The 21,010-nt window shown below is 39.0% G+C and carries 23 protein-coding genes; 11 read left to right on the top strand and 12 right to left on the bottom strand.

All coding sequences use genetic code 11. The features are described 5' to 3' along the window. The first annotated feature begins 204 nt into the window (after window positions 1–204). From U1E44_RS09695 to U1E44_RS09675, 5 genes are all read left to right on the top strand, one after another. Complete coding sequence (locus tag U1E44_RS09695) at window positions 205–669, top strand: DUF6146 family protein (protein ID WP_322930879.1); 465 nt, start codon at window positions 205–207, stop codon at window positions 667–669. A gap of 32 nt (window positions 670–701) precedes the next feature. Further along, complete coding sequence (locus tag U1E44_RS09690; RefSeq protein ID WP_322930878.1) at window positions 702–1,019, top strand: DUF6787 family protein; 318 nt, start codon at window positions 702–704, stop codon at window positions 1,017–1,019. Between the two features lie 104 nt (window positions 1,020–1,123). Beyond that, on the top strand, window positions 1,124–1,381 hold the full coding sequence (locus U1E44_RS09685; RefSeq protein ID WP_322930877.1) for a hypothetical protein: 258 nt from the start codon (window positions 1,124–1,126) through the stop codon (window positions 1,379–1,381). 65 nt (window positions 1,382–1,446) lie between these two features. Continuing rightward, window positions 1,447–3,846, top strand: coding sequence for a TonB-dependent receptor (locus U1E44_RS09680; RefSeq protein WP_322930876.1), 2,400 nt, complete (start codon window positions 1,447–1,449; stop codon window positions 3,844–3,846). A 41-nt stretch (window positions 3,847–3,887) separates the two neighbouring features. After that, window positions 3,888–4,442, top strand: coding sequence for a hypothetical protein (locus tag U1E44_RS09675; RefSeq protein WP_322930875.1), 555 nt, complete (start codon window positions 3,888–3,890; stop codon window positions 4,440–4,442). A gap of 47 nt (window positions 4,443–4,489) precedes the next feature. Here the strand turns inward: U1E44_RS09675 and U1E44_RS09670 are convergent, their stop codons facing one another. The 5 genes from U1E44_RS09670 to folE all read right to left on the bottom strand — a co-directional run bounded on the left by U1E44_RS09670 (window position 4,490) and on the right by folE (window position 8,096). Beyond that, window positions 4,490–5,359: a sterol desaturase family protein gene (locus tag U1E44_RS09670; RefSeq protein WP_322930874.1), complete on the bottom strand. Its 870-nt coding sequence runs from the start codon at window positions 5,357–5,359 to the stop codon at window positions 4,490–4,492. 37 nt (window positions 5,360–5,396) lie between these two features. Beyond that, complete coding sequence (locus U1E44_RS09665; protein WP_322930873.1) at window positions 5,397–5,867, bottom strand: hypothetical protein; 471 nt, start codon at window positions 5,865–5,867, stop codon at window positions 5,397–5,399. Then, entirely contained in the window at window positions 5,868–7,088 is a 1,221-nt protein-coding gene (locus tag U1E44_RS09660; RefSeq protein ID WP_322930872.1) for a sulfite oxidase, read from the bottom strand. A gap of 34 nt (window positions 7,089–7,122) precedes the next feature. Further along, window positions 7,123–7,425 (bottom strand): hypothetical protein, encoded by a 303-nt coding sequence (locus U1E44_RS09655; protein ID WP_322930871.1) that lies wholly within the window; start codon window positions 7,423–7,425, stop codon window positions 7,123–7,125. A gap of 71 nt (window positions 7,426–7,496) precedes the next feature. Next, on the bottom strand, window positions 7,497–8,096 hold the full coding sequence (folE, locus tag U1E44_RS09650) for a GTP cyclohydrolase I FolE (protein ID WP_322930870.1): 600 nt from the start codon (window positions 8,094–8,096) through the stop codon (window positions 7,497–7,499). 251 nt (window positions 8,097–8,347) lie between these two features. Here folE and U1E44_RS09645 point away from each other — a divergent pair, with 251 nt between their 5' ends. From U1E44_RS09645 to U1E44_RS09620, 6 genes are all read left to right on the top strand, one after another. Beyond that, complete coding sequence (locus U1E44_RS09645; RefSeq protein WP_322930869.1) at window positions 8,348–9,010, top strand: ABC transporter ATP-binding protein; 663 nt, start codon at window positions 8,348–8,350, stop codon at window positions 9,008–9,010. Between the two features lie 59 nt (window positions 9,011–9,069). After that, window positions 9,070–9,726: a YggS family pyridoxal phosphate-dependent enzyme gene (locus U1E44_RS09640; protein WP_322930868.1), complete on the top strand. Its 657-nt coding sequence runs from the start codon at window positions 9,070–9,072 to the stop codon at window positions 9,724–9,726. A 30-nt stretch (window positions 9,727–9,756) separates the two neighbouring features. Beyond that, entirely contained in the window at window positions 9,757–11,127 is a 1,371-nt protein-coding gene (locus U1E44_RS09635; protein ID WP_322930867.1) for an exonuclease domain-containing protein, read from the top strand. Between the two features lie 84 nt (window positions 11,128–11,211). Beyond that, on the top strand, window positions 11,212–11,967 hold the full coding sequence (locus U1E44_RS09630) for an ion transporter (RefSeq protein ID WP_323673875.1): 756 nt from the start codon (window positions 11,212–11,214) through the stop codon (window positions 11,965–11,967). Beyond that, window positions 11,964–12,878 (top strand): tRNA (adenosine(37)-N6)-dimethylallyltransferase MiaA, encoded by a 915-nt coding sequence (gene miaA, locus U1E44_RS09625; RefSeq protein WP_322930865.1) that lies wholly within the window; start codon window positions 11,964–11,966, stop codon window positions 12,876–12,878. Before U1E44_RS09630 ends, miaA begins: the two co-directional genes overlap by 4 nt. After that, window positions 12,875–13,393 carry a gluconokinase gene (locus tag U1E44_RS09620; protein ID WP_322930864.1) on the top strand — a complete coding sequence of 173 codons (519 nt, stop codon included), beginning with the start codon at window positions 12,875–12,877 and terminating at the stop codon, window positions 13,391–13,393. Before miaA ends, U1E44_RS09620 begins: the two co-directional genes overlap by 4 nt. A gap of 54 nt (window positions 13,394–13,447) precedes the next feature. Here U1E44_RS09620 and U1E44_RS09615 read toward each other — a convergent pair whose 3' ends face one another. The 7 genes from U1E44_RS09615 to recN form a co-directional block, all read right to left on the bottom strand. Beyond that, window positions 13,448–14,155: a response regulator transcription factor gene (locus U1E44_RS09615; RefSeq protein ID WP_322930863.1), complete on the bottom strand. Its 708-nt coding sequence runs from the start codon at window positions 14,153–14,155 to the stop codon at window positions 13,448–13,450. 5 nt (window positions 14,156–14,160) lie between these two features. Next, a complete protein-coding gene (locus U1E44_RS09610) occupies window positions 14,161–15,741 on the bottom strand; it encodes a sensor histidine kinase (protein WP_322930862.1) in 1,581 nt (526 codons plus the stop codon). Between the two features lie 72 nt (window positions 15,742–15,813). Beyond that, window positions 15,814–16,407, bottom strand: a complete 594-nt coding sequence (gene coaE, locus U1E44_RS09605) for a dephospho-CoA kinase (protein WP_322930861.1) — start codon at window positions 16,405–16,407, stop codon at window positions 15,814–15,816. Then, window positions 16,404–17,369: a YbbR-like domain-containing protein gene (locus tag U1E44_RS09600; RefSeq protein WP_322930860.1), complete on the bottom strand. Its 966-nt coding sequence runs from the start codon at window positions 17,367–17,369 to the stop codon at window positions 16,404–16,406. The genes coaE and U1E44_RS09600 overlap by 4 nt, the downstream gene beginning before the upstream one ends. Beyond that, a complete protein-coding gene (locus U1E44_RS09595) occupies window positions 17,366–18,382 on the bottom strand; it encodes a glycosyltransferase family 2 protein (RefSeq protein ID WP_322930859.1) in 1,017 nt (338 codons plus the stop codon). Before U1E44_RS09595 ends, U1E44_RS09600 begins: the two co-directional genes overlap by 4 nt. Before the next feature lie 68 nt (window positions 18,383–18,450). Next, window positions 18,451–19,263 (bottom strand): enoyl-ACP reductase FabI, encoded by an 813-nt coding sequence (locus U1E44_RS09590; RefSeq protein WP_322930858.1) that lies wholly within the window; start codon window positions 19,261–19,263, stop codon window positions 18,451–18,453. 43 nt (window positions 19,264–19,306) lie between these two features. After that, window positions 19,307–20,959, bottom strand: a complete 1,653-nt coding sequence (gene recN, locus U1E44_RS09585; RefSeq protein WP_322930857.1) for a DNA repair protein RecN — start codon at window positions 20,957–20,959, stop codon at window positions 19,307–19,309. Between the last annotated feature and the right edge of the window lie 51 nt (window positions 20,960–21,010).

The following is a 21,010-nucleotide window of genomic DNA, read 5'->3' as shown; positions in this document are numbered from 1 at the left end:
AAGACCATAAATAATAGTGGAAGGTTTTTTTGTGCCTATAGATAACGTAGGTGTTCATTTTTTCTTCCATTTACAAGATGTTCGGTTGCATACATATGAATCTTAAAACATACCATGTAGCCTTGTAAACATGATATAAAATGATTATTTTAAAACACGCTAAAAACCTTTACAATGGTACATCTTAGAAATAAATTTAGGTCTATGAAATTGGTATCCCCGTGGGTTGCCTTGGTGTTCTTTTCTTTTGGAATGTGCTTGGTTAGCTGCAAATCCATACAGGAAATGCCTGAGATAACGATAACGGCTGAGGAACAAAATGCCTTTAGGGCAACGGAAGGAGACACCATTACCATAGCCAGCGATAAAACAGAGTACGAAATTATCATTATAGAACCCGGATTTAACTTTTGGCTTCGTAGTATAGCCCGTCCGGAAGGGTATTATTCGCAATCCTTTCTAGAAAACCGGAATAGAATCCTGGTTGTAGAATGGAATAGAAGGGTAACGCTGCCCATACAATACGATCCCAATTTATATGAATTGCAGATAAATTATGATTGGAATGTAGATTACGGCTATGATGTAAATTATAAATTATACAATTACTTTGTCTATTTTCAGCGTAAATACCAACAACGCCTCGGTCCTTTTGTCCCCCGAATTTAATTGTAGTATATTCGCTCTTATTTTTTGCCCATATGGAAAAACTAAAGGCCCGTTGGGGTATTAAAACAAATTTGGAAGTTGTTCTTATTTTAATTGTGTTTGCCGTAACCGGCTCGTTGTCGGTGAAGGTAGCTAAGCCCCTACTCGATTATTTTGGGTTTACACGCGACATCTTTCCTGTAGATTGGTATTTTGGAACCTTGTATTGGACCTTCCGTATTTTAATTATTTTTCCTATTTATCAGCTGCTCCTTGTGTTTTTTGGATGGATTTTTGGACAGTTTACATTTTTCTGGAATTTCGAAAAAAAAATGTTAAGCAGAATGGGACTCGGTTTTTTGTTTAAATAAATTAAGCTTTTCTTAACAGGTTTACATACTTCTTTTTGGGTATTTTTGTTGCTATGAGTGAAATGTGCAAGAAAATAGCATTGTTTTTTCTTTTCACAACCTTGATGATCATTAAGGTGTCTGCTTTTCATGTATATTCTCATGAAAACGAAAATGACAACAGTCCGGTAGAAAATTGTGCTGTTTGTAATTTAGTTTCCAATGCGCATCACGATCAATTTGTTGTAGCACCTGTTGCTCAAATACAACCTCCGCCTCCTATTGTTGTCTTAGGCAAGGTGCATTTTAACTACACTATTGTTTCTCTAAGAACGACAGTCCCTTTTTACGCTTTTAGTAGGCCTCCACCCTTTTTCGTCTAGTTATTTCACATACCGTGTTCCTTTTATAAAGGAAAGTTTCTTATTAACGAATATACTATAGACGAATGAAGTATGTATTCGCACTCCTGACGGTACTTTTGTTACCCCAACTTATTTTGGCACAAGAATGCACCGGTACACTTAAGGGAGTAGTTTCCGATTTTCACGATAAAACACCGCTTGCCGGAGCAACGATTCAGCTTTATGGCACTAATAGAGCTGTGATCACCGATGTAGATGGTTCTTTTTTACTACCTGATCTTTGTAACGGTAGTATTGAAATTGAAGTTTCTCATCCGGAATGTACTTCTCAATTTTATAAAGTAATAATTGATGGTACTACGTTGAAGCAATTCACCCTAGAGCATCATTTAGAAGAACTTAATGAAGTTAAGGTAGTGGGCGATCTTATTAGTGATAAAACTAATAGTAGCCAAGAGGCTACCCTAAAAATAGGGTCGCTAGAGCGTTATAGTAGCGGTAGCTTGGGCGATGCGTTAAAGCAAATTAGTGGGGTGTCGGCACTTACTACGGGTTCAAAAATCGTAAAGCCGGTCATTCAGGGGCTCAATGGCAGTAGAGTGCTTATTTTGAATAATGGCGTACGCATGCAGGACATGGAATGGGGAGACGAACATGCACCTAATGTAGACCTAAATGCCAGTAATAGTGTTACTGTGGTAAAAGGTGCTGCCGCTTTGGCCTACGGGGGCGATGCTATAGGAGGTGTTATTTTAATGACTCCTGCACCGTATATGGCTCAAGACAGTCTGTATGGAAAAACCATTCTTAATGGCGCAACCAATGGAAGAGGCGGCTCTATAACTTCAGAACTTATCAAAACCTATGAAAATGGTTGGTTTATAAAAGGGCAAGGATCTTTAAAACGATTTGGTGATTCCGAAGCGCCCAATAATATACTCTCAAATACTGCCATTGCCGAGTATGGTGCCACTTTGGCCTTGGGGAAGCATAATTTTATTCAAGGCTGGGACGTGTATTATTCGTTCTTTAAGGCAAATATTGGTATTCTTAGAGCCTCTCATATCGGAAACATCGATGATTTGATACGGGCTATTAATAGTACAACACCTTTGATTGAGAATGAGTTCTCCTATTCTATAAATCGTCCTAATCAGGAGGTTACCCACCATTTGGGGAAACTTAACTATTACCGAAGGTTTGAAGGGCTTGGCCGTTGGAATGTGCAGTACGATTTTCAAAATAATAGACGTTTTGAATTCGACGTTCGTGTGGGTGCCGATAGAAACAAACCTTCTCTGGACTTGGAGCTTCAAACGCACACCTTAAGTTCCGAATTTAAAATCGACGCCAAAAAGGATTACAAAATGCATTTGGGGCTTCTGGCACGGTATCAAGATCATATTGCGAATCCGGATACGGGAGTTCGCAGACTTATTCCGGATTATGATAAATACGATTTTGGTGCTTTTGTTACCGGCGACTATTTTATTTCTAATACTGTGGTACTCGATGCCGGTTTGCGCTATGATTTTAGCCGAATTGATGCCAAAAAATTCTACCAAACCTCACGGTGGCAAGAAAGAGGATATAATACTGACTTTCAGGATATCATTATCGACGATTTGGGCACCCAACTGCTTACCAATCCGGTATTCGACTATCACAACATTTCTGCCACAGTAGGGACTAGATTAGAGGTAGCAAAAAACACCACCTTACGGATTAATTATGCCATGTCGCAACGCGCACCCAATCCTTCAGAGCTTTTTAGTGATGGCCTGCATCATTCAGCAGCGCGTATTGAATTAGGCGATTTGCGCATAGAGAGCGAGACATCGCACAAAGTATCGGTGTCGCTACAAAAGGAGGAAACGAACTGGGGTTACACTATTTCGCCTTTTCTAAATACCATTAACGATTTTATTTTGCTAGAGCCTACAGGGGTAGAATTTACGCTTCGTGGTGCGTTTCCGGTTTGGGAATATCGCCAGACCAATGCCAGACTCATCGGTTTTGATCTAAATGCTTTTGCCAATTGGAGTGAGACATGGCGCACCGATCACCGTTTTTCATTGGTGAAAGGAAAAGACACGGAACAAGATCTTGCCTTAATTAATATTCCGGCAGCCAATACAGTGAATTCCATCATATTTAATAAAAAGGAATGGAATAATCTAAGGATAAGCTTAGATAGCCAATACGTGTTCCGACAGAACGAATTTCCGGATGATATCTTGGTAAATTCACCGGATTTGGGTCAGGATGTGCTGCTAGAAATAAATACGCCACCCGATGCATACCACCTAATGAGTTTAGACTCTGAGATGCAATTTACCCTTTCTAACAACAAATTAATTACCCTAGGATTTTCTATACACAATTTATGGAATACAGAATACCGAGAATACCTAAACCGTCTTCGATTTTTCGCTGATGATTTGGGTCGTAATTTTTTAGTTCGATTAAAATTTAATTATTAATACATAACAAAATGAAAATTAACTATTTAAAATCAATTAGCATGAAAAAGAATTATTGGATTACACTTTTTATGGTGGGTGGAATATTGATTTCCTCCTGCTCTAGCGATGATGATAACCCCGTAGCTGTAAATGAAGAAGAGGTTATTACCACCTTAACGGTGACATTGACCCCTGTTGGCGACGGAGAAGTCATTACACTACAGTCAAGAGATTTGGACGGTGATGGTCCAAACCCGCCTGTAATTACCGTTTCCGGATCGCTTTCGGGAAATACTACCTATAATGGCAGTATTGTTTTATTGAACGAAACGGTTAGTCCGCCCGAAGATATTACCGAGGAGGTGGCAGAGGAGGCCGACGAGCATCAGTTTTTCTTTACAACAACCGGGCCCATAGAAAGTATTAATGCCACAGATACCGATGCCAATGGAAATCCGGTAGGTATAAATTTTGAACTAACTACCTTTACCGCTGGCCCTGCTACGATAGCTATTACACTGCGACATGAACCCAAAAAACCAAACGATGGCACCTTGGCTGATGCAGGTGGAGAAACGGATATTGCACAAACATTTAGCGTTTTAGTGCAGTAAATGATTGCTATAGTCCTATTTTTAAAAGCCGAAGGGGTTCAACAGAATTACTTCGGCTTTTTAAAACCATGGAGGTTTTGATGTAGAAAATCGTTTGGAAATTCAGTATCCCCCTTAAAACCTAAAACCACATGTCCACTATCTTCTGGAATATAGTTGGTTTTAAAGAGATAATCCCATAGGCTTAGGCTAATGCCAAAATTTACGCCATAGGTGTTTTTGGGTAATTCATAGGCATGATGATACAAATGCATGACCGGATTATTAAGAACATACTTTAGGGGTCCCCAGGTTAATTTAATGTTGGAATGGTTTATATGTCCTATGGTAATCGCCAAGAAATGAACAATATACGCTTGTTCCGGTTCAAATCCGCCAAGAACCATTACACCTAGTGTTTTTAGTGGTTTGTACAGAATGTTTTCCATCCAATGGTAACGCAGATGTGCGGCAAATCCCATTTCCTTAACCGAATGGTGCACTTTATGAAATTCCCAGAGAAGCGGAAAACGATGCAACAGGATATGCGTAAACCATTGTACAAAATCTAGCACCACAAAAAAGACGCCTAGTTGAAGCCATGGGGGCATATTGCTGAGATCTATCAGAGCCAAACTCCGTGCTGTAATACCAATATCACGGAACAAAAGCCCTAAAAGCGTATAAAATCCGCTGATAAAAATAGCAAAAATGAAAAAGTTAAAAAACATATAGAAGGCATCGAGCCAAAAATCCTTTCTAAATACAGCCTGATTTTTACGCCATGGAAATTTAATTTCAAGTGCCCAAATGAGTAACGATATCCCTATTAATCCCCAAAAATAATTGGTATACCAAGGTACTTCAAACAGAACAGACCTCCAAGTCCATCGTAAAGTACCCAAAAAAGAAGTTACAAAAGCATCAATATAGTGCATTAGCTATTTTTAATTAGGTGAAGCCAGCAGGCGGTATTCAATTACGAAGCGTATACCATTGAATATCGGTAAGAGCCGCTCTCCTACCCTTCTCCTCGGGTGGATAATTAGTTACTAAATAATGAATTATAATGTCTTCGTTTGCACCCAAATCCCATAAATTCTGGGTTTCCTGCATCCAACGAATGGTAGCGGCCCAACGCTCTGCCGACATTTTATTTTGAATTACCAATTGTGCGGAATGACATGTGGTGCAGTTATTCACTACCTCAGATAAACCCGGTGCCTCCACAAGTCCGGTGCGCACATGGATACCGTTTTCTATTCGGTTTGGGTCTTCATTCGCTATGGTCGCCGAATCTTCAATGGCGTTGTAACTCTCATTTTTAGAATCCACTTCAAAGTTCATATAAAGCAGCACAATGGAAATGATGACCACTAGTGCACAAAGCACAATTAAGGTGCGATAAAAGCCAATAAAATAGGTATTTTTTGGATTTCGTCTCATTTAAGTTACTTTAACAGCGATTCGGTGACAGGCATTATTTAAATAACCCTTAGGATTCCAACCTGGTACTAACATAGGCTGCGATTTGCCCTCGGTATCAACGGCACGTGCCCAAACCTCGTAATATCCCTTTTGGGGAAAGGAAATTTCTGCCGAAAAATGTTGCCATGCCAATCGGTTTACCGGTTTTTCAAGCGTGCACCTAGTCCAACTGACACCAAAATCGATAGAATATTCCATGGTACGAACCTCCAGCTCTCCGGCCCAAGCATGTCCTCGTATAGCTAACTTTTTACCGAAAGCAATCATGGCTCCGGATTTAGGATAGGTTATTAAGGACTTTACCGGCATAGATTCTATAATGCACATCGCTTCCTCCTTAACAGTTTCTCCGGGCGCTACTGGTTCACAGGGTACTCTATACGAGAAACCCATCATTTTTTCTCCGTCGTGTACTTTGTTTCGAACACTAATTCTATTTACCCACTTTCCTGAAACTGATGCCGGGTATCCTCCGGCCACTAGCCGTAAGGGAAATCCATGTACTAAGGGAATAGGCTCATCATTCATATAATAAGCCAAAAGGGTTTCATCTTGTAATGCTTTTGCTATAGGTACTCCCCTAGAAATGGGTTTCTTATTAGGGTCTCTGCTCAAATGTTCGTCGGCTGAATGATAGCCAATATACACGGCACTATCTGCTATGCCCACATCGGCCAAAACATCTTTTAAGCGCACACCAGTCCATTTGGCGCAAGAAACAGCACCAACCGTCCATTGGTTTCCATCGGCACTTGGTTGAAATTCACTTCTTCCATTGCCTCCACATTCTAAGGTGAGTTGGTAGGTATACTGCTTAAATTTAGATTGCAGCTCCTTTAGGGTATAGGTTTTTTTTTGAATTACCGATTCGCCATCGAAGGTGAGCGTCCATTTTTCAATCGCTACAGATTCTGGGACTAGGCCATTATTTCTTATAAACATGTATTTGTTAGGGGTAATGGCATCATCTAACAAATGTGCCTGTGCTTCCATATTCCAGGGCCTATTGTTTAAAACGACCATGGATTTGTCTTTTTTAAACAATTGAAAAGGATCGGGATCCTGCAAGCCCAAAACAGAGTAGTCGTTAGGGAGGTGATGTGCAAAAACAATGGGAACACCAAGCACACTACCAAGTGAACCCAATGTAGATTTTTTTATAAAATTTCTTCGTATCATGTCGAAAATAAAATTTTGGAATTATCTAGGCGATTTACTCGATGGTTATCGTTTTTTTTACCGATGCGGAGGCCAACACATACGTGTAGAGCCACATTAGTGTAAAACTTGGAATGATATCCAATCCCGGGATAAGTTCTTCAATAAAATTTAACAATCCTGCCGCCTTTCCAATTTTGCCTTTGTAGAGTCGCGTCATTAACCAACCCGATATGGGAGCCCATATAATATCTGAGAATTCGCCTATTCCGGGAATAACGAAAGAAAGCATTCCAATGGCATCAAAAAGAAGGCCTAAAAACAGATTTCGAAATTTGTGATCCTTTGCTTCTGACATGTCAATAATAGAATTATAACTTTAGGTGTCTAAAATTACATATTTTGAGCAAAACAAACTTCATATATACCCTAAGATAAATCCGAACCCAACAATTTTAAGAATTCATTACGTGTCTCTATTTTTTCAAATTGACCTCTAAAACCGGAAGTCGTCGTAACTGAATTCTGTTTTTGAACCCCACGCATCATCATGCACATATGCGATGCTTCGATCACTACCGCAACCCCTTTCGGTTTTAAGGTGCTGTTTATGCATTCTAAAATATCGTGCGTTAGCCGTTCCTGTACCTGCAATCTTCGGGCAAAGACATCAACCACCCGAGGTATTTTGCTTAGACCCACAATATGTCCGTTTGGGATATAGGCAATATGAGCTTTTCCAAAAAAAGGCAACATATGATGTTCGCATAATGAATATAGCTCTATATTTTTTATAATGACCATATCGTCATAATCTTCCTTAAACATGGCTCCCTTTAGTATTTCTACGGCATCTTGTTTGTAGCCTTGGGTTAAAAAGAGCATGGCTTTCGCAGCTCTTTCAGGTGTTTTTAGGAGCCCTTCTCTGGCGATATCTTCCCCGAGCTCGGTGATGATATGCGCATAGCCTTCTCTTATTTCTTCTGTGATTTCTAAATTGTATTCTTCCAGATTTTGATATGGAGCCATTATTTTTGAGTTTTGTATCGTAGGTGATGCACCTATTTTTGATTAATTGTTTATGTTTTTTGCAAAAATGATAAACAAAGTTATTCAATTCTTTGGACAAAATAATCATTTACCGTTTAATTTGCTTCAAAAATGAAATTATAATATTTTTCTAAGGTAATTGAAAGTAATTTTGGGATCGCAAGGTGTAGTTCTAAAAGGTACTTGTGCAAATAGATACTGCGTAAGGATAAAATAATAAAAGTCAGCAAATGATAAAGGCAGAAAATATAAAAAAATCCTATGGTGAACTTGAAGTTTTAAAGGGAGTACATCTACATATAAAAAAAGGCGAAATCGTTTCTATTGTTGGTGCATCCGGTGCCGGAAAAACCACATTACTGCAGATACTCGGCACTTTAGACGTACAAAGCAATAAGGCAGAAAGCAGATTGCTTATCCGAGATGTCGCTATTAATGCGCTCGGAGATAAGGAATTGGCGCGGTTTAGAAACGAGCATATTGGTTTTATTTTTCAATTTCATCAATTATTACCCGAATTTACGGCGCTAGAGAACGTATGTATTCCGGCTTTTATCAAACAAACGCCACGCATACAAGCTGAAAACAGAGCGAAGGAGTTGCTCAATTTTCTTGGCCTTTCGCATCGTTACCATCATAAACCCAGCGCTCTTTCGGGTGGCGAACAGCAGCGTGTAGCCGTAGCTCGTGCCTTGGTAAATAATCCCTCCATTATTTTTGCCGATGAACCTAGCGGAAATTTAGATTCTGAAAGTGCCGACAACTTGCACCGCCTTTTTTTTGAGTTGCGAAATACCTTTGGACAAACCTTTGTGATTGTAACACACAATGAGGACTTGGCCAATATGGCCGATCGAAAATTGGTTATGGTAGATGGGAATATAAAACCGTAACCACGCAATTTAATGCCTTTTTTAATAAAGTAATTACGAATGACACAAAACACAGCTTCATGTCGGTAGCCACACAATTAGCACAAGTAAAAGAATCTATTCCTCCATGGGTACATCTTGTTGCGGTATCTAAAACAAAGCCTATTTCCGTACTCCAAGAAGCTTATGATGCCGGGCAACGGATTTTTGGGGAAAATAGAGTTCAAGAAATGGTAGAAAAATGGGAAGCCTTGCCTAAGGACATACAGTGGCACATGATTGGGCATGTACAAACGAACAAAATAAAGTACATGGCTTCCTTTGTAACGCTAATTCATGGTGTAGATAGTTTAAAGGTACTACTGGCTATTGATAAACAGGCGAAAAAACACCGTCGCATCATTCCTTGTTTGCTACAAATACACATAGCGGCCGAGGAAACAAAATTCGGTTTTGATGAAGATGAACTTTTAAAAATTATAGATTCAGAAACCTTTAAGGCGTTGCGCCATGTACAGATAAAAGGCCTCATGGGTATGGCCACCTTTACCGAAAACAAGGATCAAATTCGTCGTGAATTTAAAGGCCTGAAAGCTCTTTATGCTCGAATAGCCAAGCGACTACCGGAAGTTGAAATCTTGTCTATGGGCATGAGTGGCGATTATCAGATAGCCATAGCGGAAGGGAGTACCATGGTACGTATTGGAAGTAGTATCTTTGGAGACAGAACCCTTTAGGAAAGTAGCACCGCATAAAGAGAAAAGTAGATGATGTACGCAATATTGGATATTGAAACAACCGGCGGAAAATACAATGAAGAGGGCATTACCGAAATTGCGATTCACAAATTTGATGGGCATGAGGTGGTAGATGTATTTATTAGCCTTGTTAATCCCGAAAAGGAAATACAGCCTTTTGTCGTGAATCTTACAGGCATAAACAACCATATGCTACAAACAGCTCCTAAATTTTACGAAGTGGCTAAACGCATTGTAGAAATCACGGAGAATGCAATTATAGTAGCGCATAATGCGCAGTTCGACTACCGTATTTTGAGAACAGAATTTAGACGCTTGGGCTACAGCTTTGAACGCAAGACGTTATGCACAGTAGATTTGTCTAAGAGTCTTATCCCTAATGCAGCATCGTATAGTCTGGGTAAATTGGTTCGTTCCTTGGGAATCCCGGTAAGTGATCGGCACCGAGCCAATGGGGATGCGTTGGCCACCCTAAAATTATTTAAGTTGCTATTGGATAAGGATTTAGACAAAACCATCCTTAAATCAGTCATTAGAGCGGAAAGCTTGGGGGAGCTTACAGCCCGACAATTAGACATGGTGGCTGCACTACCCTCGGAAACAGGAGTCTATTATTTGCATAATAAAGAAGGTGATGTGCTGTTTTTGGGCAAAAGCAGGAATATTAAAAAAAGAGTAAATCAACATTTTACGGGTACAAACCCCCTCAATATAAAACTGCAGAAGGAAACTAAGAAGGTGACCTTTGAAAGAACTGGAAGCGAATTAATAGCCGATTTAAAAGCCCATGAAGCACTTTTACGTCTACGACCTCGCTACCTTAAGAATTTAAGAGGAAAGCGATTTACCCATGGGCTGTACAGCAGCATGAATGAGGATGGCTACCGCACACTACGCATTCTGCCGGAGCATGAAAACCCAAATCCCATAGGAACGTTTAGAAGTTATATTGCCGGCGTACAGTTTTTGCGTCAGATTTCGGAAGAATTTCAATTATGCGATAAATTAGTAGGTTTGTCCGAGGCAAAAAAAAACTGTTCTAAATATACAGATCAGAATTGTCTGGGTGCCTGTATTCAGAAAGAGCAACCAATGGAGTATAATGAAAGGGTGTTCCAAGCCATACAACGATATAGTCTCACCTCTAAGAATATCCTCCTTACCGGGAAAGGACGTAATATCGGTGAAAGAAGTGCTGTTTTAATCAAAAATGGTATCTTTAAAGGCCTTGGTTTTTATGAACTCAATCATCAAATCTATAACCCCCAAGTTTTGGATGCTATTATAGTACCAGTAAAATGGAATATAAATGCGCAACACATCATTGAACATTATTATAGAAAACAGAAGGATTTTAAAACAGTAGAACTTAAATCGTAAGTATTGAAGGAATTTGAAGCTCCACAAACTTGGAAGGAAAAGATTCATGAAGTAATTTATGGCACTCATACCAGAGCCGGTCGCATGTTCGATCTTATTTTGCTTGTTGTAATTCTATATAGTATTCTTGTCGTAATGTTGGAAAGTATTCCATCCTATGGCATAAAATACCAAGGCTTTTTTAATATTTCGGAATGGATCGTTACTGTTCTTTTTACCATAGAATATATTTTACGGATCGTCTGTATTAAAAAGCCCACAAAGTATATTTTTAGTGCGTTAGGTATTATTGACTATATCTCGACCGTACCCAAATACATTTCTTTTTTTATTGTTGGTTCCCAATATGTTACGGCGGTAAGGGCATTGCGCCTATTACGGGTTTTTAGAATATTAAAGTTGATGCATTTCGTAGGAGAATCAAATAATTTAGTAAACGCATTAAAGGTTAGTAGGGCTAAAATATTTATTTTCATGTTTTTCATGATTATAATTTCCGTTCTATTAGGAACCTTAATGTATTTGGTAGAAGGACCGGAAAATGGTTACAACAGCATCCCGGATAGTGCCTATTGGACTATTGTTACCCTTACCACCGTGGGCTACGGGGATATCTCGCCGCAAACCGGACTGGGACGCTTTATTGCTACGCTTATCATGATCATGGGATATGGTGTTATTGCAGTACCCACAGGCATTGTGTCGGCAGAATATGCTAGTTTTAAAAACAAAAGCAAAAAAACGGATAAAAGTACATGCGCTCAATGTGGTAACGCCATAGCTTCAAAACACGCCAAATATTGTGAACAATGTGGACATGCCTTGAGTGAAGCGCAATGAAAGAAAAATATCTTATCGTTATTATAGGCCCTACAGCAATTGGCAAGACAACCTTGGCTATTGATGTGGCCACACATTATAATACCGAGATCATTTCGGCAGATTCTCGGCAGTTTTTTAAAGAAATGGCAATAGGTACAGCGGTACCATCTTCAGATGAGTTGTTAAAAGTGAAGCATCATTTTATTCAACATAAGAGCATTAAAGATTCGTACTCGGTAGGCGATTTTGAAAGAGATGCCATAGCCAAGTTAGATTCCCTTTTTAAACATCAGGACATCGTTGTTATGGTAGGCGGCAGCGGGCTGTATGTTGATGCGGTACTCAACGGGTTAGATAGCTTTCCGACTGTGCCGGCCGATATTCGAAATCAGCTCAATGAACGTTTTAGAAACGAAGGTTTACCCGTACTTCAGCACATGCTAAAACGTCTTGATCCTGAATATTACCTGCGCGTAGATGTTGCAAATCCGCATCGACTTATACGAGCCTTAGAAATTTGTGTGGGCACAGGGCGGTCCTACTCTTCTTTTTTGTCGCAACCCAAAATCCGTAGAAATTTTGTTTCCCATAGCATTGGTCTACAGGCCGATCGGGATATTATCTATACTAGAATTAACCAAAGAGTAGATGAAATGATGCGGTGTGGGCTTCTTTTAGAAGCCGAAAAGCTTTTGCCCTACAAAAAATTTAATGCGCTGCAAACTGTTGGCTATAAAGAATTGTTTGGGTATTTTGAAGGAAAGTACCCCCTTGAGGTGGCGGTTGAAGAAATAAAAAAAAATACACGCCGTTTTGCCAAAAGACAAATTACATGGTTTAAAAAAACTCCGCAAACACATTGGTTTGCGTACAATGACAGTAGCACAAAAATACTTAGCGAAATAAATACTAAAATTCAAAGCACATGATAGCGCAACAGCCTGTAGCAACTTCCATTTTTTATGTGATGGGTGTATCCGGTAGCGGCAAAACTACAATTGGAAAGGGTTTAGCCCAAGCACTACAGATTCCGTTTTTTGATGGAGACGATTACCACAGCGAACAAAATGTCGAAAAAATGGCTGCCGGAACGCCACTCACCGATACCGATAGATTGGGATGGCTTGAAGCGCTCAATGCCTTAGCCAAAACACAGCTTCAACATGGTGCTGTTATCGTCTGCTCGGCGCTAAAAGAGAGGTACAGAGAGCTCCTTGCAAAGGGGATTGAAGACCGGGTGGTCTGGGTTTTTTTAAAAGGTAGTTTTGAAGAAATTCAACAACGGATGCAGCAGAGAAGCGGACATTTTATGCCTCCTACCCTATTGAAATCGCAATTTGAAGCTTTAGAAGAACCTGCGGTAAGTGTAACCATTTCCATAAATCAAACGCCACAAGCTATGGTCGATGAAATTATTGCTACGATTAAGACTACGCAAAAATAAAAGCCATTCAAATTTAATTTTTGAATGGCCTTATACATATTGTTTGCGATTTGGTTAATCTTTCTTGATTACCAATCGAAAGCCTTCACCGTGAATATTTAAAATCTCAACGGTGTCATCTTTTTTCAAGTATTTTCTTAGTTTGGCAATATACACGTCCATACTTCTGGAAGTGAAATAATTATCATCACGCCAAATTTTAGTTAATGCCAGTTCGCGAGGCATAAGGTCGTTTTCGTACAGAGCTAACAAGCGCAGTAATTCATTTTCTTTGGGCGAAAGTTTAATAGCGGGTTCGTCTTTGTATTTTAAAAACCGTAATTTAGAATTAAGGTGAAACCCTCCGATAACAAACTCGAACTGTTTGCTTTCCGCCAAGGTGTTCGATGCTTTTCGCTGTATTATCGCTTTAAGTTTCATTAGCAAAACTTCAGAATCAAAAGGTTTGTTAAGATAATCATCGGCACCTGCTTTATACCCTTTTAAAACATCTTCTTTCATGGTTTTTGCCGTTAGAAAAACAATGGGTACATTTTCGTTTTTCTCTCGTATTTCTTTGGCCAGCGTAAACCCATCTTTATAGGGCATCATGACATCCAAAATGCACACGTCGTAATTATCTTTTTTAAATTTTTCAAAACCTTCCATCCCATTTTTAGCCAAGGTTACATCAAAGTCATTCATCGCTAAATAATCTTTGAGTACGGTACCAAAATTGGGATCGTCTTCTACTAGCAAAATCTTTTTGTTTATCGTTTCCATAATTTTTAAATTAAAGGGAGTTTAATGTAGAAAGTACTTCCTTTACCTTTTTCACTTTCTGCGTAAACTTCGCCTTGATGATCTTCAATTATTTTTTTTACGTAGGCCAAACCTAAACCATGACCTTTTACGTTGTGCACATCCCCGGTGTGTTCTCTATAAAACTGTTCAAAAACCCGCTTTAGCACAGCTTTACTCATTCCTGCACCTTGATCTTTAATTTTTATGACAATATGATTTTTTACCAATTCGGTATAGATATCAATCTTGGGTTCTTCGGGCGAATATTTTATGGCATTATCTAAAATATTTACGATTACATTCGTAAAATGCATTTCGCTTGCCAATACATCAGATCGTTCAGAATCCAAATGTGTTTTTATATAACCGGATCGGTCTGCAACGATTAATTCTACATGGGCTATGGCATCCTGCACTATGTCGTGCACATTAACCCTATCCTTACTAATGTCCAATTGATTTTTTTCAAGCTTAGATATTCGCAACACATTCTCTACCTGTGCGTGCATACGCTTATTCTCATCTTTAATCATTTGCAAATAGCGAAAAACCTTTTCCTGATCTACTATAATTTTCGGGTTTCTAATAGCTTCTACCGCTAAGTTTATAGTCGCAATGGGGGTCTTAAACTCATGGGTCATGTTATTGATAAAATCAGATTTAATTTCCGAAATCTGTTTTTGACGGATGAGTTGGTAAATGGCACTGCCATACGCTACCATAATGATCAGTGTAAAAATCAACGACAGTAGGGCCATCCCAATTATTGATTGTAATAAAAATCGCTTTTTTTCTGGAAAGGAAATAAGCAATGAAAAATTGGTGTTTCCTTCGCTATCCGAAAAAATAGGTGCCTTATACAGGGTTAAATTAGAAAATTTGAATTTGGGCGATTTTACTTTGGTGGGTAGTCCCCTACTGTAAATACCGTATTCAAAATCTATGGTAATACCTCTATTTTTTAACTCATTGCCAAGCAGCAGTTCAATCTCTTGCCGCGTTACCCGTTGATGAATGGGAATTGTCTTTGCATTTTCCCGAAAAACATCGTCAAAAACGGCTTTGTCAATAGACGATAGCCCCCCAATCTTCTCTAATTTTTGCACGGGATTAAGTCGAAATTGCTTTCCGTCTAAGCCATAATCTTCCTTAAAAATTGTTTTGGTACGTTTACTGGTAAATCCTTTTATCAAACTAGAATCTCCATTAATGCCATTATCAAAGAACGTAGAGGCCATATTGTAATCCTCTTCTAAAATGCCGTGAGAATACAGCAAAATCTCGTTGGAATTTATATCCTTATCTACAAAGAAAAAATTTCTAAAATGAGAACTTTTTGGTTCGCCAATGCTATCTTTTAGTTTTAAAAATCCGTCGGCATAGTCTTTCATTTCCCGATTCTCGATCTTTTCTGCAACTTTGCTTAAAATATCGGAAATAGTATTGGAAAATTGCTCTTCTTTATCTTCTACCGATTTCTTTATCCAATAGCCCTGTACAAAAATGATTCCTAATAGCGAAAGGCTCATTAAAATCACTAAGAGCGCAAATAACCTTTTGTTCATATTTCTGTTAAAATTAGAAATTTAACATTTAGTGGATTGAAGGTTTAACCAAACCTTAACAAAATAGATACCTTAATCTTTTTGCAATCTTAATTCCAGAAGTTCTTTATGTATTTTTAAAACCTGTGCTTTGGTGTTTTTAAGAGTTCGGTTTTGAATAACATAGTGGGTTAGCTCTTGTTTTTCGGTGTCTTCCAGTTGATTAGCGATACGTGCCATAACGGAATCTTTTGTGGTATTATCCCTTTTTTGTACCCTGCGAATGCGTTCCTCTACAGGTGCTACCACCAAAATAATTTTATCAAAATTTGCTTGCGCATTTTGTTCAAAAATTAGTGCGTTTTCCTGAATGACATAGGGTGTGTTTTGATTCTTGACCCATTCCAAGAAATGGGCTTTCACCATTGGGTGTACTAGGGCATTCATTTGCTGCAGCAAGGTTTTGTTATGGAATATTTTTTGGGCAACCCACGGACTATTCAATTCTTCATCTTGATAAGCCTCACTACCCAAAAGCGAAATAATCGACTTTCGAAGTTCTAAGGAGCTATGCATAAGATTTTTAGCTTCCTTATCCGCATAATAAACCGCAATGCCAAGCTCCGAAAACATTTGTGCTACGGTGGATTTTCCGCTCCCGATACCGCCTGTTAAACCTACTATCATGGGTTTCTTTTTAAAATATACGTAACTTGAGTTTCCTGCAATTGAGCCGAAAGTAGATGCTCTGGCTGTTTGCTTAGGTGTAGCGCTAGGGCGTCTGCAGTGCCTGTCGCAATTTGATTGTAATCTGCAATAACCTGAAAATGCTCTGGTGTAAGACGCTTAAGATCCTCTAATTTTGCTTTACAAAGCACCTGTACTTCCGCTGGAAATAGTCTTATTTCTATATCCTCAGGCAGATCAATCAATGTAATTGGCACAGTTATCAGCTCTTCTGAAAATTTCCATATTTTGGCAGAAATAGAAACAGAATTTTCTGAATATTCGGTATGCACAAGACCGGAGGGCTTTTCTAAAAATAAGGGGTACGTGCTGTGCGACCACTGCTCGGAAAACACTTTTTTTTCGGTTTTTATCGTCCATATGGTGTCTATTTCATGGGAAGGGCCTCTTATAATAATAGAATCGGGAATTATAGCGATTGGTGCTTCCACATAATAATTGGCCATCGTCTGTATCTCAATTTGAGGGATAACGGGAACCTTTTTGAAGGCTATTTTGTCGACTGAAATTTGTAATGGATCATAATCAAAATCGACCAAAAAAGTGTTTTCAAACAACTGACTTTCAATTTGTTTCTTGTATATTTCGGTCGGTAAATAGTGATTTTTGGTTGATGCATCTAGCTGAATATGAGCCAGATCAAGTACCATATCTTTTTGAATAAAATCGTATTTTAATAAGGAAAATCCGCTACCTCGTAGGGTGAGATTTGCTACATTTCTAGACGTATTTAGCAATAGTAAGCTGTCCGGTAGATTTTCAAATTTTAAATGGAACACGACCTTGTGATTATAGGTGTCCGAGAGTTTACTAAGGAACCAAATGAGGGAAGCACATAGGAGTAAAAATAGAAAAATTTTTAGTTTTCTTTTATTGATGCCTTTTTGATTAACGCCTTTCACGATTCTTGATTTGATTTAAAAAACAAGGTCGGAAAAAGTTCTTCCGGAGTCCTTTTACTAAAATAAAGCATACTCACAGCCCTAAGGTAACCAAATCCGTATCCTGTAAATTGAAGGATAACCGCAAAGACGGAAAATAAGGCTACAATAAAATCTCGATTTGTAAACCAAGAATGAAAAAAAATAAGTAAAAAATAAACACCTACTACCATAATGGGATACACAAAACCTAAAAATAAACCTACTAGGGAAAAGATACTAAAGAGGCTAAAAATAGCAGGAAACCAATAGGTTAATTTTGCCGTTCCGGGATGCCATTTATTTAATATAGGGCGCACTAATCCAAATTTCTTAACCTGTTTGTAAAAGGAGCTCCATGTGATACGTCTTTTGTGGTACACAAACGCCCGAGGCACTAATGCAGTTTTAAATCCATGTTTCCAAATGCGAAAACTGAGATCCGGATCTTCTCCCGGATGTATATTACCGAATCCCTGAGTGGCTTCAAAAACCGTTTTAGACATGCCCATATTAAAACTTCTGGGCTGAAATTTGTTCAGAGCGGCAGCATTTCCTCGTATACCTCCGGTGGTTAAAAGGGATGTCATCGCATAATTAATAGCCTTTTGTATTTTAGAGAATGACGCATGCGCCTTATCCGGCCCGCCATAACAAGGCACCCAATTGTGCTCCAAGTAGTGGGCCACTATGTGCAAATAATCGGGTGGCAGGATACAATCAGAATCAAGAATGATATAATAATTGCCTTTAGCGCGACGCATACCGTAGTTGCGAGAATCGCCCGGACCGGTGTTAGACTTTATAAGATAGGTAATGTGTAAGGTTTCAGCAAAACAAGACACCACTTCTTGTGCCGTATCGGTAGAACCGTCTTCTACGAGTACAATTTCAAAAGGTTTTGAATAGGTTTGTTGTGATAGACTTTGGAGGAGCTCGCGTACTTCTTCAGGCCTATTGTAAACAGGAATTATAAAGGAAAAATTGAGTTCCATAGGCGCTTACAAAAACACAAAAGCCATCCGCTAACATTGGGATGGCTTGTAAAAATAAGGATTCATTATTATTTACTAAACTGTTCTATTACCTCTTGACTTACCCCTGTACTCGAAAATCCACCGTCGTGAAATAAATTTTGCATGGTTACTTTTCGCGTGAGATCTGAAAATAAGGTAACGGTATAATCGGCACATTCTAAAGCGGTAGCATTACCTAGGGGCGACATTTTTTCGGCATAGCTAATAAAGCCATCGAAGCCTTTAACTCCCTGCCCGGCTGTTGTTGGTGTCGGCGATTGAGAAATGGTATTTACGCGAACCTTTTTTTCTTTTCCATAAAAGTACCCAAAGCTTCGCGCTACCGATTCTAAATAGGCCTTATTATCGGCCATATCATTATAATCAGGAAAGGTTCGCTGTGCGGCCATATAGGTAAGGGCTACTATACTTCCCCAAGGATTCATAGCATCGGCCTTGTAGAGGCTTTGCATTACCTTGTGGAAGGAAAGTGCAGAGACATCCCATCCCTTTGAGGTAAAGTCATATTTTTGGTCGGTATAAGACCGCCCTTTTCTAACGTTTACCGACATCCCTATGGAATGCAGCACAAAATCTAATTTTCCGCCTAAAAGTTCCACAGCTTTCGATACTAAATGATCTAGATCTTCTTCAACGGTGGCATCGGCTGGAATAATTTCGGAGCCTGTTTTTTTTGCCAACTCGTTTATCTGACCCATACGCATGGCGATAGGGGCATTGGTCAACACAAAGGAACCTCCTTCTTCAAAGACACGTTCTGCCGTTTTCCATGCAATGGAGTTTTCGTCCAAAGCGCCAAAAATGATTCCTCTTTTTCCCTTTAATAAATTATACGCCATGTTTTTCTCTTTTATATGATGCGTCAAAGATATCCAAAATAACTTAATTAAGCAGTTGCTTTGCATGGGCAATTGCAGAGTCTGCTATGCTTTTTCCACCTAACATTTCGGCAAGTTCTAAAACGCGATCTTCCAAACTTAGTTGTTTCATTTTGGTGGCGATGCCTTTTCCGTCTTCTTGTTTATACACTTTAAAATGATAATCGCCTTTCGCTGCCACTTGAGGCAAGTGGGTTATGGCAAAAACTTGCATGGTTTTACTCATTTCTTTCATGATGTCGGCCATTTTATTCGAAATTTCACCGGACACACCGGAATCAATCTCATCAAACATCATTGTGGGTAACTTTTCGTAGGTCGCTAAGATCGATTTTATGGTAAGCATTATACGAGAAAGTTCGCCACCAGACGCTACTTTTTTTAGCTCACCATGAGCCATTCCCTTATTGGCCGAGAGTAAAAAGAGGATATCGTCCATGCCGTTTTCTTTAAATTCTTTGGCTGGAATCAGTTCAATTTTAAAGGATGTTCCGGGCATACCCAATGTAAACAAGGTATCTTGTAGTTGTTTTTTTAAGACCGGGATTACGTGTTGTCTTCGGGAGCGAATTAGGGTTGCCTTTTGTTCTAATTCCTTTTTTTTGGCATTAAGGGAAGCTTGCAACGATTTTAGTTGAGATCCAACATGCTCTACTGCATTTACCTTAGAGGCTAATTCGTCTCTTATTGCAATGAGCTGCACCACATCCTGTGCATTATGTTTTTTTTGTAAGCCATAGAGGGCTTGTAATTTACCGTCAATTTCTTGCAATACAAGCGGATTGACTTCTAGATTGTCATTGAAACTACTAAATTCTACAGCAATATCTTTAAGTTCTATTAGCGTAGAATGAAGCCGCTCGTTCATTGCGCTGTAGCGATTTCCAAAGGAGGCTAATTTTTGAGCGACTTGCTTTAACTCGGTTAAGGTGTAAATGATACCAAGATGCTCATCATATAACAATTGTTGTCCTTTTGCACAAAGCTCCATGAGCGTTTCCACATTACTCAATTGTGCTAACTCCTCTTCCATAGCTTCCTGCATGCCCGGTTTTAGATTGGCTTGTTGCAGTTCTTCTAACATAAAAAGATGGTATTCCTGATCTTTTTTTGCTTTTTCCTGAAAATCTGAAAGGGTCGTTAATTCCTTTAAGGTTTTCTGATACGATGTCAGAAGAATGTTATATTCGGCAAGGATATGGGTATTTGCTGCCAAGGCATCAATTACTTTCATTTGAAAATCAGCATCGGCCAATTGCAGCGTTTGATGCTGGGAGTGCACATCTATAAGTCGGTCTCCCAAAAAAGAAAGCACATCCAGTGTAACAGGAGTATCATTGATAAATGCCCTAGATTTTCCGCTGGGTAAAATTTCTCTTCGCAGCAGGGTTGTGGCTTCGTAATCCAGTTCATTTTCATCAAAAAAAGGGCGTAGCGGATATTCGGAAATTTCGAACTCTGCTTCTACAATACATTTTGCAGTATTATCTTTCAACGATTGGAGGTCCGCACGTTTACCGAGTACCAAGGACAGACCACCTAACAGAATAGATTTTCCCGCACCGGTTTCGCCGGTAATTGTGGTAAGGCCATTTTTAAACGTAACGTTTAAGTGGTCTATTAAGGTGTAATTAGTTATGGAAAGGGAACTAAGCAAGGTATTTTTTAAAGATTGATGTAAAGATAATTTTTATTCTACTGAAAAAAA

Origin of the sequence: Aurantibrevibacter litoralis, from assembly GCF_034651555.1 — a bacterium.
Lineage (GTDB): Bacteria > Bacteroidota > Bacteroidia > Flavobacteriales > Flavobacteriaceae > Aurantibrevibacter > Aurantibrevibacter litoralis.
The sequence above is the reverse complement of the archived record's forward strand: the minus strand, read 5'-3'. Positions and strand labels throughout refer to the sequence as shown.

Coding starts and splice junctions, on each gene's coding strand:
- U1E44_RS09670 (WP_322930874.1), bottom strand. CDS start 5,359: ATGCACTATATTGATGCTTTTGTAACTTCTTTTTTGGGTACTTTACGA.
- U1E44_RS09690 (WP_322930878.1), top strand. CDS start 702: ATGGAAAAACTAAAGGCCCGTTGGGGTATTAAAACAAATTTGGAAGTT.
- U1E44_RS09610 (WP_322930862.1), bottom strand. CDS start 15,741: ATGAACAAAAGGTTATTTGCGCTCTTAGTGATTTTAATGAGCCTTTCG.
- U1E44_RS09665 (WP_322930873.1), bottom strand. CDS start 5,867: ATGAGACGAAATCCAAAAAATACCTATTTTATTGGCTTTTATCGCACC.
- U1E44_RS09630 (WP_323673875.1), top strand. CDS start 11,212: ATGTTCGATCTTATTTTGCTTGTTGTAATTCTATATAGTATTCTTGTC.
- coaE (WP_322930861.1), bottom strand. CDS start 16,407: ATGATAGTAGGTTTAACAGGCGGTATCGGGAGCGGAAAATCCACCGTA.
- U1E44_RS09655 (WP_322930871.1), bottom strand. CDS start 7,425: ATGTCAGAAGCAAAGGATCACAAATTTCGAAATCTGTTTTTAGGCCTT.
- U1E44_RS09640 (WP_322930868.1), top strand. CDS start 9,070: ATGTCGGTAGCCACACAATTAGCACAAGTAAAAGAATCTATTCCTCCA.
- miaA (WP_322930865.1), top strand. CDS start 11,964: ATGAAAGAAAAATATCTTATCGTTATTATAGGCCCTACAGCAATTGGC.
- U1E44_RS09615 (WP_322930863.1), bottom strand. CDS start 14,155: ATGGAAACGATAAACAAAAAGATTTTGCTAGTAGAAGACGATCCCAAT.
- folE (WP_322930870.1), bottom strand. CDS start 8,096: ATGGCTCCATATCAAAATCTGGAAGAATACAATTTAGAAATCACAGAA.
- U1E44_RS09635 (WP_322930867.1), top strand. CDS start 9,757: ATGATGTACGCAATATTGGATATTGAAACAACCGGCGGAAAATACAAT.
- U1E44_RS09675 (WP_322930875.1), top strand. CDS start 3,888: ATGAAAAAGAATTATTGGATTACACTTTTTATGGTGGGTGGAATATTG.
- U1E44_RS09680 (WP_322930876.1), top strand. CDS start 1,447: ATGAAGTATGTATTCGCACTCCTGACGGTACTTTTGTTACCCCAACTT.
- U1E44_RS09645 (WP_322930869.1), top strand. CDS start 8,348: ATGATAAAGGCAGAAAATATAAAAAAATCCTATGGTGAACTTGAAGTT.
- U1E44_RS09695 (WP_322930879.1), top strand. CDS start 205: ATGAAATTGGTATCCCCGTGGGTTGCCTTGGTGTTCTTTTCTTTTGGA.
- U1E44_RS09590 (WP_322930858.1), bottom strand. CDS start 19,263: ATGGCGTATAATTTATTAAAGGGAAAAAGAGGAATCATTTTTGGCGCT.
- U1E44_RS09685 (WP_322930877.1), top strand. CDS start 1,124: ATGATCATTAAGGTGTCTGCTTTTCATGTATATTCTCATGAAAACGAA.
- U1E44_RS09595 (WP_322930859.1), bottom strand. CDS start 18,382: ATGGAACTCAATTTTTCCTTTATAATTCCTGTTTACAATAGGCCTGAA.
- U1E44_RS09620 (WP_322930864.1), top strand. CDS start 12,875: ATGATAGCGCAACAGCCTGTAGCAACTTCCATTTTTTATGTGATGGGT.
- U1E44_RS09660 (WP_322930872.1), bottom strand. CDS start 7,088: ATGATACGAAGAAATTTTATAAAAAAATCTACATTGGGTTCACTTGGT.